This window comes from Streptomyces djakartensis (assembly GCF_014651075.1).
In the GTDB taxonomy this organism is placed as follows: Bacteria; Actinomycetota; Actinomycetes; order Streptomycetales; family Streptomycetaceae; genus Streptomyces; species Streptomyces djakartensis.
The window spans coordinates 1-15,652 of sequence record NZ_BMWE01000012.1; the positions used below are offsets into that span (position 1 = coordinate 1).

The 15,652-nt window shown below is 69.5% G+C and carries 13 protein-coding genes, 1 rRNA gene and 1 riboswitch; of the genes, 12 read left to right on the forward strand and 2 right to left on the reverse strand.

Annotated elements, in window-relative coordinates; translation table 11 throughout:
- The first annotated feature begins 10 nt into the window (after positions 1-10).
- From rrf to IE212_RS21145, 11 genes are all read left to right on the forward strand, one after another.
- Positions 11-127: ribosomal RNA gene (rrf, locus tag IE212_RS21095) — 5S ribosomal RNA — on the forward strand.
- Positions 128-235: 108 nt separating this feature from the next.
- On the forward strand, positions 236-844 hold the full coding sequence (gene clsA, locus IE212_RS21100; RefSeq protein WP_190199446.1) for a cardiolipin synthase ClsA: 609 nt from the start codon (positions 236-238) through the stop codon (positions 842-844).
- A 116-nt stretch (positions 845-960) separates the two neighbouring features.
- Positions 961-3,456 carry a mannose-1-phosphate guanyltransferase gene (locus tag IE212_RS21105; RefSeq protein ID WP_190199447.1) on the forward strand — a complete coding sequence of 832 codons (2,496 nt, stop codon included), beginning with the start codon at positions 961-963 and terminating at the stop codon, positions 3,454-3,456.
- A gap of 98 nt (positions 3,457-3,554) precedes the next feature.
- Positions 3,555-4,469 carry a DUF881 domain-containing protein gene (locus IE212_RS21110; protein WP_190199448.1) on the forward strand — a complete coding sequence of 305 codons (915 nt, stop codon included), beginning with the start codon at positions 3,555-3,557 and terminating at the stop codon, positions 4,467-4,469.
- The gene (locus IE212_RS21115; protein WP_003988855.1) at positions 4,466-4,798 is read left to right on the forward strand and encodes a small basic family protein; all 333 of its coding nucleotides are present in this window, start codon (positions 4,466-4,468) and stop codon (positions 4,796-4,798) included. Before IE212_RS21110 ends, IE212_RS21115 begins: the two co-directional genes overlap by 4 nt.
- A 5-nt stretch (positions 4,799-4,803) precedes the next feature.
- Positions 4,804-5,739, forward strand: coding sequence for a DUF881 domain-containing protein (locus tag IE212_RS21120; protein ID WP_190199449.1), 936 nt, complete (start codon positions 4,804-4,806; stop codon positions 5,737-5,739).
- A gap of 61 nt (positions 5,740-5,800) precedes the next feature.
- Positions 5,801-6,748, forward strand: coding sequence for a zinc-ribbon and FHA domain-containing protein (locus IE212_RS21125; protein ID WP_190199677.1), 948 nt, complete (start codon positions 5,801-5,803; stop codon positions 6,746-6,748).
- Positions 6,749-6,798: 50 nt separating this feature from the next.
- A complete protein-coding gene (gene ftsR, locus IE212_RS21130) occupies positions 6,799-7,536 on the forward strand; it encodes a transcriptional regulator FtsR (RefSeq protein WP_190199450.1) in 738 nt (245 codons plus the stop codon).
- Between the two features lie 84 nt (positions 7,537-7,620).
- Positions 7,621-8,094 carry a bifunctional nuclease family protein gene (locus IE212_RS21135; RefSeq protein WP_003988851.1) on the forward strand — a complete coding sequence of 158 codons (474 nt, stop codon included), beginning with the start codon at positions 7,621-7,623 and terminating at the stop codon, positions 8,092-8,094.
- 313 nt (positions 8,095-8,407) lie between these two features.
- Positions 8,408-9,091, forward strand: a complete 684-nt coding sequence (locus tag IE212_RS21140) for a MerR family transcriptional regulator (protein ID WP_190199451.1) — start codon at positions 8,408-8,410, stop codon at positions 9,089-9,091.
- Between the two features lie 120 nt (positions 9,092-9,211).
- Positions 9,212-10,633, forward strand: a complete 1,422-nt coding sequence (locus IE212_RS21145) for a DNA polymerase IV (RefSeq protein ID WP_190199452.1) — start codon at positions 9,212-9,214, stop codon at positions 10,631-10,633.
- Between the two features lie 36 nt (positions 10,634-10,669).
- On the opposite strand, the gene IE212_RS21150 is transcribed toward IE212_RS21145, so the two are convergent.
- Positions 10,670-11,044, reverse strand: coding sequence for a PRC-barrel domain-containing protein (locus IE212_RS21150; protein ID WP_190199453.1), 375 nt, complete (start codon positions 11,042-11,044; stop codon positions 10,670-10,672).
- 112 nt (positions 11,045-11,156) lie between these two features.
- Positions 11,157-11,252: riboswitch (glycine riboswitch) on the forward strand.
- A gap of 177 nt (positions 11,253-11,429) precedes the next feature.
- On the opposite strand from IE212_RS21150, the gene gcvP reads away from it, so the two are divergent.
- The gene (gene gcvP, locus IE212_RS21155) at positions 11,430-14,315 is read left to right on the forward strand and encodes an aminomethyl-transferring glycine dehydrogenase (RefSeq protein ID WP_190199454.1); all 2,886 of its coding nucleotides are present in this window, start codon (positions 11,430-11,432) and stop codon (positions 14,313-14,315) included.
- A 186-nt stretch (positions 14,316-14,501) separates the two neighbouring features.
- On the opposite strand, the gene IE212_RS21160 is transcribed toward gcvP, so the two are convergent.
- Positions 14,502-15,587, reverse strand: coding sequence for an ABC transporter ATP-binding protein (locus IE212_RS21160; RefSeq protein ID WP_190199455.1), 1,086 nt, complete (start codon positions 15,585-15,587; stop codon positions 14,502-14,504).
- Positions 15,588-15,652 lie beyond the last annotated feature (65 nt).

Below are 15,652 nucleotides of genomic sequence, written 5' to 3' on the forward strand. Positions count from 1 at the left end.
TTCATAGTGTTTCGGTGGTTATAGCGTAGGGGAAACGCCCGGTTACATTCCGAACCCGGAAGCTAAGCCTTACAGCGCCGATGGTACTGCAGGGGGGACCCTGTGGGAGAGTAGGACGCCGCCGAACTCCTTTTAGAGCTCTGGCTCTTGGGCACTCCACCCAAGAGCCAGAGCTTTTTGCGTTGAGGTAGGGTCAGGGGGCATCGTTGGCACGTTTCCCACAGGAGGCCCCCGGGTGGAGGTTCAGGAGACTCGCGTCCAGACGGACCGTGTGCTCACCATCCCGAACATCCTCAGCATGGCGCGACTCGTCGGCGTGCCGCTCTTCCTGTGGCTGATTCTGCGACCTGAGTTCGGCGGCCCCCAGAGTGACGGGTGGGCCCTTCTGGTACTGGCCCTCAGCGGTGTCAGTGACTACCTGGACGGCAAGCTGGCGCGGCGGTGGAATCAGATCAGCAGCCTCGGCCGGCTCCTCGATCCCGCAGCAGACCGGCTCTACATTCTCTCGACTTTGATCGGCCTCACCTGGCGCGAGATTCTGCCTCTCTGGTTGACCGCTGCACTTCTCGCGCGAGAGCTGGTTCTGCTGGTGATGGTGGGCATCCTCCGGCGGCACGGCTATCCGCCGCCCCAGGTGAACTTCCTGGGCAAGGCCGCCACCTTCAACTTGATGTATGCCTTCCCGCTGCTCCTGCTCAGTGACGGAAGCGGATGGATCTCGTCACTGGCTGCTATTTTCGGATGGGCGTTCGCCGGATGGGGTACAACGCTGTACTGGTGGGCAGGAGTCCTCTACGTAGTACAAGTCCGCCGTCTTGTCCGTGCGGACGCCATGGCCGATTGAGCTCGCGGATTGGTCCGGCCGTGTCGGCACCGATGGCCCGGGGCCGAAAAGTGCGGGACAATCCTCGCGGGTGAAGTCGGCTAGACCGTCGTCTCTTAGAGGAGGACGCTTCCGACATGAAGGCCGTCGTGATGGCCGGAGGCGAAGGCACGCGCCTTCGCCCCATGACCTCAAGCATGCCCAAGCCGCTCCTGCCCGTGGCCAACCGCCCGATCATGGAGCACGTTCTGCGGCTGCTCAAAAGGCATGGGCTCAATGAAACAGTCGTGACTGTCCAGTTCCTGGCCTCGCTCGTCAAGAACTACTTCGGTGACGGCGAAGAGCTCGGTATGGAACTCACCTATGCCAATGAGGAGAAGCCACTCGGTACTGCTGGAAGCGTCAAGAACGCCGAGGAGGCGTTGAAGGACGATGCCTTTCTCGTCATCTCCGGTGACGCTCTCACGGATTTCGACCTCACCGAGCTGATCAATTTCCACAAGGAAAAGGGCGCGCTGGTCACCGTCTGCCTGACGCGTGTGCCCAATCCGCTGGAGTTCGGCATCACCATTGTCGACGAGGAAGGCAAGGTGGAGCGCTTCCTCGAGAAGCCCACCTGGGGCCAGGTCTTCTCCGACACGGTGAACACCGGTATCTACGTGATGGAGCCCGAGGTCTTCGACTACGTCGAGCCCGACGTGCCCGTCGACTGGTCCGGTGACGTCTTCCCGCAGCTGATGAAGGAAGGCAAGCCCATCTACGGCTATGTGGCCGAGGGGTACTGGGAGGACGTCGGCACCCACGAGAGCTATGTCAAGGCGCAGGCCGACGTGCTCGAGGGCAAGGTCGACGTCGACATCGACGGATTCGAGATCTCGCCAGGGGTGTGGGTCGCGGAAGGGGCCGAGGTCCATCCCGACGCCGTGCTCCGCGGGCCGGTGTACATCGGTGACTATGCCAAGGTCGAGGCCGGTGCCGAAATCCGTGAGCACACCGTCGTGGGCTCCAACGTGGTCGTCAAGAGTGGCGCCTTTCTGCACAAGGCCGTCGTTCACGACAACGTCTACGTGGGGCCGCACAGCAATCTGCGTGGCTGCGTCGTCGGGAAGAACACCGACATCATGCGCGCGGCGCGGATCGAGGACGGGGCGGTCATCGGTGACGAATGCCTGATCGGTGAGGAATCGATCGTTCAGGGCAATGTGCGGGTTTACCCGTTCAAGACCATCGAGGCCGGCGCCTTCGTCAATACTTCGGTGATCTGGGAATCGCGGGGACAGGCGCACCTCTTTGGCGCCCGCGGAGTGTCCGGCATCCTGAACGTGGAGATCACGCCGGAGCTGGCCGTACGGCTGGCCGGTGCGTATGCGACGACCCTGAAGAAGGGCTCGACGGTCACCACGGCGCGTGACCACTCGCGTGGCGCTCGTGCGCTGAAACGGGCGGTGATCTCCGCGCTGCAGGCCAGCGCCATCGACGTGCGTGACCTGGAGAACGTGCCGCTGCCCGTGGCCAGGCAGCAGACCGCTCGAGGCAGCGCCGGCGGAATCATGATCCGGACCACGCCCGGCGTGACGGACTCCGTGGACATCATGTTCTTCGACGGGAACGGTGCCGACCTGTCGCAGGGCAGCCAGCGGAAGCTGGACAGGGTGTTCGCCCGGCAGGAGTACCGGCGGGCGTTCCCCGGTGAGATCGGGGACCTGCACTTCCCGGCCAGCGTCTTCGACTCGTACACCGGATCGCTGCTACGGAACGTCGACACCACCGGGATCGCGGACTCAGGGCTGAAGGTGGTCGTGGACGCCTCCAACGGCAGCGCGGGGCTCGTGCTGCCGAGCCTGCTGGGGAAGCTCGGTGTCGACTCGCTGACGATCAACCCGGGTCTCGACGAGTCCAGGCCGACGGAGACCGCCGAGATGCGGCGGTCGGGAATGGTGCGTCTCGGGGAGATCGTCGCGTCCTCGGGCGCGGCGTTCGGTGTGCGGTTCGACCCTGTCGGTGAGCGGCTGTCCCTGGTCGACGAGAAGGGTCGCATCATCGAGGACGACCGGGCGCTGCTCGTGATGCTGGACCTGGTCGCCGCCGAGCGGCGCAGCGGCAGGGTGGCGCTGCCGGTGACCACCACCCGGATCGCCGAGCAGGTGGCGGCGTACCACGGGACGCAGGTCGAGTGGACGACCACCTCTCCGGACGACCTCACACGCGTGGGCGGTGAGGAAGGGACGATCTTCGGCGGCGACGGCAAGGGCGGATTCATCGTTCCCGAGTTCAGCAGCGTGTACGACGCCACCGCGGCCTTCGTACGGCTCATCGGGCTCGTGGCGCGTACCCAGCTCACCCTCAGCCAGATCGACGCGCGCATCCCGCGGGCACACGTCCTGAAGCGGGATCTGGCGACCCCGTGGGCCGTCAAGGGTCTCGTGATGCGCCGGGTCGTCGAGGCGGCCGGAGACCGGTTCGTGGACACCACGGACGGCGTGCGTGTGGTGGAGACCGACGGCCGCTGGGTGATGGTGCTGCCCGACCCGGCCGAGGCCGTCACCCACCTGTGGGCCGAGGGGCCGGACGACGCCTCCGCGCAGGCCCTGCTGGACGAATGGTCGGCGGTCGTGGACAGCGCCGGCCGGTAGAACGGCCTGCACGCGTGCGTGCCGGACAAGTGTCCCCAACGGGGCCTGTCCGGCACGCCGGTGGGGCCGTTCGGAGGTAGCGCTCGCGACGTGCGACGATGTGCGGCATGCCGCAGCAACCCCCCATTCGGAGCACCCCGACGCGGCCCCGGCGCCCGGACGCGTCCATGTCGTTGATCACCAACGTCATGGACCACAGCCTCGACGACGGATATGCCGAGGCCGCCGCGCGGAAGAAGGCCGCGGGCGACGGTGGCATGCCGAAAACCCTGAGGGCGAAGCTCGGGCTCGCCGCGGGCCTGGTGCTCGCGGCCCTCATCGTGACCGTGGGAGCGGCACAGGCGCGGGTCGCCGCGCCGGTCGTCGCCAAGGAGCGGGAAGAGCTGGTCGACCGCATCGACCGGGAGAGCGAGACGGCGGACAAGCTGGAGGACTCCGTCGACCGGCTGCGCGAAGACGTGGGCGCGCGCCAGCGCGAGGCGCTGAGGCACAGCGGCGGCGGCCCCGACTCCGACCTGGTGGGCATCCTGTCGGGCGCGTCCGCAGTACACGGCCCTGGCGTGAAACTCGTGGTGAACGACGCCAAGGAGGCCGGTGGGGGCGGAGAGGGCGACCCGCGTGAGACCTCCGGGTTCTCCGACACCGGCCGGGTGCGCGACCGGGATATGCAGCGCGTGGTCAACGGGCTGTGGGAGTCGGGCGCCGAGGCCGTCTCCATCAACGGGCAGCGGCTGACGGCGCTGTCCGCGATCAGGGCCGCGGGTGACGCGATACTGGTCGACAACAAGCCGCTGGTGCCGCCGTACACGGTGCTCGCGGTAGGGGACGGGCAGCGGCTGAGCACGCGGTTCCAGAACAGCGCGGACGGGTTGTACCTGAACGCGCTCCAGGAGGGCTACGGCGTCCGTACGGCCATCTCGGTGGAGAACGACCTCCGGCTGCCCGCCGCACCGAGTGTGATCGTACGTACAGCACAGCCGAGCACTGAGAAGAGCGGGAAGGGCACATCGTGATCGCCGTACTGGGCCTCGTCGTGGGAGTCGTGGCCGGCCTGTTGGTCCGGCCTGAGGTTCCGGCGGTGGTCGAGCCTTATCTGCCGATCGCCGTCGTGGCGGCTCTGGACGCCGTCTTCGGAGGTCTGCGGGCCATGCTCGACGGCATCTTCGACGACAAGGTCTTCGTGGTGTCGTTCCTGTCGAACGTGGTCGTGGCCGCACTGATCGTGTTCCTGGGCGACAAGTTGGGCGTGGGCGCCCAGCTGTCCACCGGTGTGGTGGTCGTCCTGGGCATCCGGATCTTCTCCAACGCCGCCGCGATCCGCCGGCACGTCTTCCGGGCGTGAGGCCGATGAGCGACCACGAGGAGAAGCGGGCCGAGGAGCGCGCCGACACGCGCGCGGACCGGCATGACGACAGGAACGAGCCCGGGAACCGGCTGCGCGAGGAACTGCCGGAGGAAGTGACCTCGGCGGTGCCTGCCGCGCGGGCAGCACCCGAGTCGCGGCCGGAGCCGGAACCCGAGCCGGAGCCCGAGGCGGAGACGGGGGCGCCCGAGCCGCAGCTGACCGGCCGGCAGCGCCTGGTGGAGGGGCTGTGGCCGCCTCGGGTCAGCCGGGCCCAACTCATCGTCGCGGTGCTGCTGTTCGGCCTGGGGTTCGGGCTGGCCGTGCAGGTGGCCTCGAACAGCGAGACCGACAGCGCCCTGCGCGGAGCGCGTCAGGAAGATCTTGTCCGCATCCTCGATGAACTGGACGACCGCACACAGCGTCTTGAGGACGAGAAGCAGGGTCTGGAGAAGCAGCGCGACGAGCTGGAGAACAGCTCGGACCAGGCCGAGGAGGCCCGGAAGCAGACGATCGAGAAGGAGAGGCAACTGGGCATCCTGGCGGGCACGGTGGCCGCACAGGGGCCCGGCATCACGGTGACCATCGAGGACACGAAGGGGAGGGTCGAGGCGGACATGCTGCTGGACGCGATCCAGGAGCTGCGCGCGGCGGGCGCCGAGGCGATTCAGGTCAACGGCGTACGAGTCGTCGCGGGTACCTATCTGTCGGACTCCGGCAAGGGCGTGGCCGTCGACGGGAACAAGATCAACGCTCCGTTTCGTTTCAAGGTCATCGGCAAACCGCAGGACCTCGAGCCGGCGCTCAACATCCCCGGAGGTGTGGTGCAGACTCTCGAGAAGGAACAGGCCACGGTCACCATCGAGCGGTCGACCAAGATCGTTGTGGACGCCTTGCGAGCAGCGAAGCGGCCTGACTACGCTCGGTCGTCCTCCCGGTGAACGGGTGGTGCATGGGCGTCGTCCGGCGAGGGCATGAGGTTGCGGGGGGTCGGCGCACGGAATCAGTGGTGCGTGGTGGAAACTGTCTGGTGCAGACGGACGTTGTCAGGATGTCCGGGTCGGCCAGAGTGTTCAGTCAGGGTTCGTCCTGCCCCACGGGCGGGTCTGTTTCGGTCAAGGGGAATCGCCCGTGAAGTTGTTTGCGAAGTTGTTCGGCAAGAGCGCGCGAGAGGGCAGCGACAACGCGACCGCTCGTCATCGCGCACAGCCTGAGGAGGGCGGTCAGCGGCCGCTGTTCCGTGACCAGGTCGGGGCTCCCGGCGGTGACATCTCCGGAGGTCAGGGCGCGCCCTCGGTTGACCCTGCGCAGCCCGGAGGCATAGGTTTCGGACAACCCTCAAGTGCGGGTGGAGGGTTTTCCGACCCGTATGCGTCCAATGCTCCGGGTGGGCAGCCGCGGCAGGAGGATCCGATGTCGGCCCTGGTGTGTACGAGGTGCGGTAACCGCAACGCGGAGAACAGCCGCTTCTGCTCGAACTGTGGCGCGCCGCTGCGGGCCGGTGCCACGCCGGAGCGTCCCTCCGAGACGACCTCCACGATCTCCATCTCCGGTCTCGAGGCGTATGACAGCGAGGCAACCGGCCAGACGCCGATGCCGACGCTCTCTCCCGAGGCGCAGGCGGCCGTCGACGCGCTGCCGCTGGGTTCCGCGCTCCTGGTCGTGCGCCGTGGGCCGAACTCGGGCAGCCGCTTCCTGCTGGACGGCGATCTGACCACGGCCGGGCGGCACCCGCAGAGCGACATCTTCCTGGACGACGTGACGGTCTCCCGGCGCCATGTGGAGTTCCGCCGCGGTCAGGACGGTTCGTTCACGGTGGCCGACGTCGGCAGCCTGAACGGCACCTACGTGAACCGTGAGCGGATCGACCAGGTCGCCCTGAACAACGGCGACGAGGTGCAGATCGGCAAGTACCGGCTGGTCTTCTACGCCAGCCAGCGGGGCTACTGATCCGGACGTCGTCCGGGGATCCTGCGAGGCCCAGCCGTCAGGGAAGGTCCATGCCGCAAACACCGAGCGGCGGTGCCGGGCACGGTACCGCCGCCACGGACAGTGGGCTGATGAGCATCGGCACGGTGCTGAACGCGCTGCGCGACGAGTTTCCAGAAGTCACCATCTCCAAGATCCGTTTTCTGGAGTCGGAGGGGCTCATCGAGCCGCAGCGGACTCCTTCGGGGTATCGCAAGTTCAGCGCCCGTGACGTCGAGCGCCTCGGTCACGTCCTGCGGATGCAGCGGGATCACTACCTGCCCCTGAAGGTGATCCGCGAGCATCTGGAGGCCATGGAGCGCGGTGACGCGGTCCAGCTGCCGGCGCTGGGCCGTCAGCGTGACGGCCACCTCGCGCCCGAGTCCTCCGAGGTGCCCAGGGCCGCCAGGATCGGCCGGGAGGAGCTGCTCGCCGCCGCCGGTGTCGGGGAGCGGGAACTGCGGGAGTGGGAGTCCTACGGTCTCCTCACTCCACTGGAGGACGGCGCGTACGATGCGGAGGCGCTCACGGTGGCCGGGCTCGTCGCCGAGCTGGGGCGCTTCGGGATCGAGCCTCGTCACCTGCGGGTGATGAAGGCCGCGGCCGACCGCGAGGCGGGGCTCGTGGACCAGGTGGTGACCCCCCTGAAGCGGCACCGGAACCCGCAGACCAGGGCCCTTGCCGAGGCCCGTACCAAGGAGCTGGCGGGCCTCACGGTGAAGCTGCACGCCGCGCTGGTGCAGACGGCGCTCGGGGTGCGGCTGCCCTGAAGCGACCGGTCGGGCCCGGCCGGATCGGGCGCCCGATCCCGGCCCGACTACCCAAACATCCCGAGCACGGCCTAGGGTTGCTGTGTGAACGAGCTCGATGTCGTAGGTGTCCGGGTCGAAATGCCCTCCAACCAACCGATCGTGCTGCTGCGTGAAGTGGGAGGAGACCGTTACCTCCCCATCTGGATCGGACCGGGGGAGGCGACGGCGATCGCCTTCGCCCAGCAGGGCATGGCTCCCGCGCGGCCGCTGACCCACGACCTTTTCAAGGACGTGCTGGAGGCCGTCGGCCAGGAGCTCACGGAAGTGCGCATCACGGACCTGCGTGAGGGCGTCTTCTACGCCGAGCTGGTCTTCGCCAGCGGCGTCGAGGTGAGCGCCCGTCCGTCCGACGCCATAGCGCTCGCCCTGCGCACCGGGACGCCGATCTACGGCAGTGACACGGTGCTGGACGACGCGGGTATCGCGATTCCGGACGAGCAGGAGGACGAAGTGGAGAAGTTCCGCGAGTTCCTCGACCAGATCTCCCCGGAGGACTTCGGCAGCAGCAGCCAGTGAGCCCCGGCCGCCGGTGCGAGCCGGACGGCGGCGGGAGCGGTGGTCGGTGGGACGTGTGGGCGGCCCGGCGGACGACGAGGTCCGCGGCGGGGTCGCCCGCGGTATGTGGGGCGGAGTGGCCTCGCCTGTGCCGACGGCGCGCGCGAGCGCCATCCGGACCGTGCCGAAGGCATTCGGCTAGCCTTTCCCCGCGGCGGGGCACGGGAAACCACTCTTAGGGTGATTATCACTCGGCGTGGCGAGTGTGGCGATCGTTGACGCACCCCTGGTGACTGCCTACCGTCGAGAAGGCAGGTCAAGGACGGAGGTCGGCGTGAGAAGCAGCGGCGACGGTACGGCTGGGGGCGGCCCCGAGCGCAGTCTCAGGGTGAGCGGTCCGTACGCTCCCCCCGGTTCTCGGCTCCGCCCGAGCGGGGGATGCCCTCAGCCCGACGGCGTGACCGATCACGTTCCGCAGCGACCCACGGCCGTGCCGAGCAGCGGAGGGGCGACGTCCATGGTGTCCGAGGAGATCGGTTATCGCGGCCCCACGGCCTGTGCGGCCGCCGGTATCACGTACCGGCAGCTGGACTACTGGGCCCGCACCGGCCTGGTCGAGCCGAGCGTGCGCCCTGCCCACGGCTCCGGGACGCAGCGGCTCTACAGCTTCCGGGACGTCGTCGTCCTGAAGATCGTCAAGCGGTTCCTCGACACCGGGGTGTCGCTGCAGAACATCCGCACGGCCGTCCTGCACCTGAGGGAACGCGGTTTCCGCGATCTGGAGCGGATGACGCTGATGAGCGACGGCGCGACGGTCTACGAGTGCACGTCGCCGGACGAGGTCCACGCCCTGCTCCAGGGGGGCCAGGGGGTCTTCGGGATCGCCGTGGGTGTGGTGTGGCGGGACGTCGAGAGCGCGCTGTCCCAGCTGCACGGCGAGCGGATCGACACCGGGGAGACCCTGATCGGGCCCAATCCGGCGGACGAGCTGGCACGGCGGCGGAACCGGGCCGTCTGAGGCGTCCCGCGGTGCGGCTCTCGGTGGGCGGGCCCTTCCGCACCGGGTGGCAAACGGTTTCCCGCGGGCGTCCGGGCCGTTGCCCGGGCATTGTCAGTGGCGTAGGGCAGCATCGGAGTTGTGAGAACCGCGCCCACGATCCTGCACCTCGACATGGACGCCTTCTTCGCCTCGGTGGAGCAGGCGTCCAAGCCGAGCCTGCGGGGAAAGGCCGTGGTGGTGGGCGGGCTCGGTCCGCGGGGAGTGGTGGCCACGGCCTCGTACGAGGCGCGGGTCCTCGGCGTGCATTCGGCGATGCCGATGGGGCAGGCCCGGCGGCTCGCGCCCAACGCCGCCTATCTCGTGCCGCGCTTCGGGCTCTACAAGGCGATCAGCGATCAGGTCATGGAGCTGCTGCGGGCGCTGTCGCCGCTCGTGGAGCCGCTGAGCCTGGATGAGGCGTTCGTGGATCTGGAGGCCGGGGGAGTCGCCTGGGACGAGGCGTCGGCGCGCCTCGCCGGGGTGCGGCTGCGCGCGGACATACGGGCCGTCACGGGGCTCACGGGGTCGGTGGGGCTCGCCGCGTCCAAGATGCTCGCGAAGATCGCGTCGGAGCAGGCCAAGCCCGACGGGCTGGTGGTGATCCAGCCGGGCACCGAGCGGGCGATGCTCGCGCCCATGCCGGTGCGCACCCTGCCGGGGGTCGGACCGGCGACGGGTGACCATCTGCGACGGGCCGGGATCACGACGGTCGAGGACATCGTCGAGGCGGGCGAGGACGAACTGGTGCGGTTGCTGGGGAAGGCGCATGGGCACGGGCTCTACGCGATGGCGCTGGCACGGGACGACCGGCCCGTGACGGCGGAGCGGGAGGCGAAGTCCGTGTCGGTCGAGGACACGTATGACGTGGACATCCACGACCGGCTCCGTGTGGGTCTGGAGGTGCAGCGCCTCGCCGACCGGTGTGTGCGGCGGCTGCGCGGGGCGGGGCTGTCGGGGCGGACCATCGTGCTGAAGGTACGGCGGTTCGACTTCTCGACGCTGACCCGGTCCGAGACGCTGCGCGGGCCGACGGACGACCCCGGCGTCATCCGGGAGGCCGCGGCCAGACTGCTGGACTCGGTGGACACGACAGGTGGCGTGCGGCTGCTCGGGGTGGGGGTCACCGGGCTCGCCGACTACACGCAGGAGGACCTCTTCGCACAGGCGGCGGGAGCGCGGGTGAGCACCGAGAGGGCCGTCGAGGAGCACGCGATGGCCCCCGCCGAGGAGCAGCCGGTGTTCGCCGGGCGGCGCTGGCCCGCCGGGCACGACGTGCGGCACGCCGAGTTCGGGCACGGGTGGGTGCAGGGCAGCGGCCTGGGGCGGGTCACCGTACGGTTCGAGACGCCCGGCTCGGAGCCGGGGCGGGTGCGGACGTTCCGGACCGACGATCCGGATCTGGAGCCGGCGGACCCGTTGCCGCTGGTGTTACCCGGACAGGACAAGGGCCGCGGACCCAAGGATGAGACAGGGGCATCCCGGCTGCGCCCCGTCGCTCAGTACACGGACGCCGACGGATGAGATGGATCCGGATGGCCCAGACGGATCACGAGGGCATCAGGCCGTCTCGTCGGTGCCTGCCAGCTTGCCGAAGTCGTGGTCCGCGAGGGGAGGAGGGGCGGCGACGTCGAGGCCGTAGTGGTGATAGAGCTGGAGTTCCTGCTCAGGGGAGAGGTGGCGGCCCACGCCGAAGTCGGGGGCGTCCTTGATCAGGGCGCGGTCGAAGGGGACGTGGAGGGCGCCGTCGATGAGTTCGCTGGGCTCCAGGGGGACGAAAGCGTCCCTGCTGAACAGGCCCGTCCGTATCGCCGCCCACTCCGGCTCACCGGTGGCGTCGTCGAGGTAGACCTCGTCGATCGTGCCGATCCTGGTTCCATTGCGGTCGAACGCCTTGCGGCCGATCAGGTTGCGCGGATCGATATCGGTTCGCACGGGCCCTCCAATGGTCGCAACTCATCCGTAGACACAACAAAACGGCACAATGGGAAGTGCGGCCACTCGAAGGTTCGTGCCTGGAGCCCGCTGGTACGCTGGCAGCGGCTGCTGACCCCATGCGGGAGAGTCCTCCGGTCACCACCGGAGGCGCCGAAGGAGCAAATCCTCCCCGGAATCTCTCAGGCTCACGTACCGCATGGACGAGGTCACTCTGGAAAGCAGGGCGGGTGTCGACGGCTTCCGCTCTCACCGACGGTGAAAGCCGGAGACCCTCGGGTGATCCGGTGAAGCTCTCAGGTTGAGATGACAGAGGGGGAGGCCGTCCGGGTACCCGCGCCGTGGTGCCCCTCGAAGGTCGTGTCAGACCAGGAGGCCTCCGCAAATGACCGCCCATCGCATCCCGCTCTCCGAGCTCGAAGAGGCAGTTCCCTTCGAGCAGCGCCACATCGGCCCCGATCACGAGGCCCGCGCCAAGATGCTCGCGCAGGTCGGCTACGGCTCGCTGGACGAGCTCACGGCCGCCGCGGTCCCGGCCGTGATCAAGAGCGCCGAGGCACTCGACCTGCCGGGTGCGCGCAGTGAGGCCGAGGTGATCGCCGAGTTGCGCTCCCTCGCCGACCGCAACCAGGTCCTCAGCTCCATGATCGGGCTCGGCTACTACGGCACCTTCACGCCGCCGGTCATCATGCGCAACGTCATGGAGAACCCCGCCTGGTACACGGCCTACACGCCGTACCAGCCGGAGATCTCGCAGGGGCGTCTGGAAGCCCTGCTGAACTTCCAGACCACGGTCGCCGACCTCACCGGGCTGCCGACCTCCGGTGCCTCCCTGCTGGACGAGGGCACCGCGGCCGCCGAGGCCATGGCGCTGTCGCGGCGGCTGGGGAAGAACAAGAAGGGCCTGTTCCTGGTCGACGCGGACGCCCTGCCGCAGACCATCGCCGTGATCCAGACCCGGGCCGAACCGACCGGCGTCGAGGTCGTCGTCGCCGATCTCGGCGACGGCATCCCGGCCGAGGTCGCCCAGCGTGAGATCAACGGCGTGCTGATCCAGTACCCGGGCGCCTCGGGGGCCGTGCGGGACATCAAGCCGGTGATCGACCAGGCGCACGAGCTCGGGGCGATCGTCACCGTCGCCGCCGACCTGCTCGCGCTGACGCTGCTGAAGTCGCCCGGTGAGCTCGGCGCGGACATCGCGGTCGGGACGACACAGCGCTTCGGGGTACCCATGGGCTTCGGCGGACCGCACGCCGGCTACATGGCCGTGCGGGAGAAGATGGCGCGCAGCCTGCCGGGCCGGCTCGTCGGAGTGTCCGTGGACGCCGACGGGAACAAGGCATACCGCCTGGCGCTCCAGACGCGTGAGCAGCACATCCGCCGCGAGAAGGCCACCAGCAACATCTGCACCGCGCAGGTGCTGCTCGCCGTCATGGCCGGCATGTACGCCGTCTACCACGGGCCCGAGGGACTGAAGGGCATCGCGCGCCGCATCCACAGGTACGCCACCGTCCTCGCCGCCGGGCTCGCGAACGGCGGGGCCGAGATCGTGCACGGCGCCTACTTCGACACCGTGACGGTACGCGTGGACGGCCGGGCCGCGGCCATCGTGGCGGCCGCTCGGGAGAACGGGGTCAACCTCCGGCTCGTCGACGCCGACCACGTGTCGATCGCCTGTGACGAGACCACCACGCGGGCCCAGCTGCGTGCCGTCTGGGCCGCTTTCGGCGTCGAGGGAGTCGTCGAGGCGCTGGACGCCACCACCGAGGACGGGCTTCCCGACTCTCTGCTGCGGTCCGACGAGTACCTGACGCACCCCGTCTTCCACCAGCACCGCTCCGAGACCGCGATGCTGCGCTACCTGCGCCGGCTGGCCGACCGGGACTACGCGCTCGACCGGGGCATGATCCCGCTGGGCTCCTGCACCATGAAGCTCAACGCGACCACGGAGATGGAGCCGGTCACCTGGCCCGAGTTCGGTCAGCTGCACCCCTTCGCCCCCGCCGAGCAGGCCGCCGGCTACCTCACGCTCATCCACGAGCTGGAGGACCGTCTCGCCGAGGTCACCGGCTACGACAAGGTGTCCCTGCAGCCGAACGCCGGGTCGCAGGGCGAGCTGGCCGGTCTGCTCGCCGTCCGCGGTTACCACCGGGCACGCGGCGACGAGCAGCGCACCGTGTGCCTGATCCCGTCGTCCGCGCACGGTACCAACGCCGCGAGCGCCGTGATGGCGGGCATGAAGGTCGTCGTCGTGAAGACCGCCGAGGACGGTGAGATCGACGTCGAGGACCTGCGGGCGAAGATCGAGCAGCACCGGGACGAGCTGGCCGTGCTGATGATCACGTACCCGTCGACGCACGGTGTGTTCGAGGAGCACGTCTCCGAGATCTGCGCGCAGGTGCACGAGGCGGGCGGCCAGGTCTACGTCGACGGCGCCAACCTCAACGCGCTCGTGGGGCTCGCCAAGCCGGGGCACTTCGGTGGTGACGTCTCGCACCTGAACCTGCACAAGACCTTCTGCATCCCGCACGGCGGCGGCGGTCCCGGTGTCGGCCCGGTGGCGGTGCGCGAGCACCTCGCGCCTTACCTGCCGAACCACCCGCTGCAGCCCGAGGCGGGCCCCGAGACGGGTGTCGGTCCCATCTCCGCGGCGCCCTGGGGGTCCGCGGGCATCCTGCCGATCTCGTGGGCGTACGTCCGGCTCATGGGCGGCGAGGGGCTGAAGCGGGCCACGCAGGTCGCGGTGCTCAGCGCCAACTACGTCGCCAGGCGACTGGAACCGCACTACCCGGTGCTCTACACCGGGCCCGGCGGGCTCGTCGCGCACGAGTGCATCATCGACCTGCGGCCGCTCACCAAGGCGACCGGGGTGAGCGTCGACGACGTCGCCAAGCGGCTGATCGACTACGGCTTCCACGCGCCGACGATGTCGTTCCCGGTGGCCGGAACGCTGATGATCGAACCGACCGAGTCGGAGGATCTGGCCGAGCTGGACCGGTTCTGCGAGGCGATGATCGCGATCCGTGCGGAGATCGAGAAGGTCGGCTCCGGTGACTGGCCCGCGGACGACAACCCGCTGCGCGGCGCCCCGCACACCGCCGGCGCGCTCGCCGGGGACTGGGAGCACGCCTACAGCCGTGAGGAGGCCGTCTTCCCGGCCGGGGTGTCGGCGGCCGACAAGTACTGGCCGCCGGTGCGCCGCATCGACCAGGCCTTCGGCGACCGGAACCTGGTCTGCTCCTGCCCGCCGCTGGACGCTTACGAGGACTGATCGGCTGACCTGTCGGTCGGAAGGGGCCCCGTGCTGCGGGGCCCCTTCCGTCATGAGGGCGAGAGACACCTCGGTCCGTCGGCTCCACCCGCGTCCGCACGGTACTGAACCCGCGGTGAGACCGGGGTCGTCCGCGGTCAGTCGCGGACGCTCGGCCTCATGACCGCACGGCGCCCCGGTGCAGCCTCATGCCGGGTATGCATGTGTCTGCGTCGCCTTGACCGTCGCCCATGTCGCGGCGCCGGGGTGCAGATCGAGGTCGGCCGCGGCGACGGTGGTGAGGTCGGCGGTCAGAGAAAGCTCGCCGGTGAGGTCCGCGCGGATCTGGTCGCCGTGCGTCTCCAGGCCGGCCACCTCGCAGCGCCACAGGTTGCGGGCGCTGGAGCCGGTGGGGCGTTCCCGGTACAGCGTCACCGCGCTGGGCGGGAACGCCACGAAGACCGGGCCGTCGAGCTGTTCCGTGGTCGTGATGGCCGGTCCGGCGTCGAGCCGGACCGTGTGGCCCTCGGCCAGTCCCCGGTAGAGGTTGAGGCCGACGAGCCGGGCGACGTAGTCCGTGCGGGGGTGGCGGGCGATGCCGGAGGGCGTGCCCTCCTGGACGACGTGACCGTCCTCGAGGACGACCAGCCGGTCGGCCAGCACCATGGCGTCCAGCGGGTCGTGCGTGACGAGGACGGCCACGGCCTCGAAGTCGGCGAGGTGGTGGCGGAGCTGGGCGCGCACGTCCAGGCGGGTACGGGCGTCGAGGGCGGCGAGGGGCTCGTCCAGGAGCAGCAACCGGGGACGGGCGGCGAGGGCCCGGGCCAGCGCCACGCGTTGGGCCTGGCCGCCGGAGAGGTGGCGCGGCTTGGCGCCGGCGTGGTCGGCGAGGCTCATGCGGTCCAGCCACTCGGCGGCCTGGGCACGGGCCTCCGCCTTGCCGGCGCCCTGGCAGCGCGGCCCGAAGGCGACGTTGTCCAGGGCGGTCAGATGCGGGAAGAGCAGGTAGTCCTGGAAGACGACACCGATCGGGCGGGACTCGGGCGGCGTGCGGTCCAGTCGCACGCCGTCCAGTCCCAGATGGCCCGATGTGAGCGAGGACAGGCCCGCGAGGGCACGCAGGGCGGTGGTCTTGCCGGCGCCGTTGGGACCGAGAAGCGCGACGACGTCGCCGGGAGCGGCGGTGAGGGTGACATCGAGCCGGAAGGACCCGCGGTCGACGACGAGGTGGGCGTCGAGGCCCTGAGGGAGGAGGCCGGGCACCCTGTCGTCGCGGTCGGTTGTCTCGGTCATGGGGATCGGTTTCCAGGAGGTCGCAGGGGCGGAGCCCGTCGGCCGGGGGTGGTCTGGGCGATGTC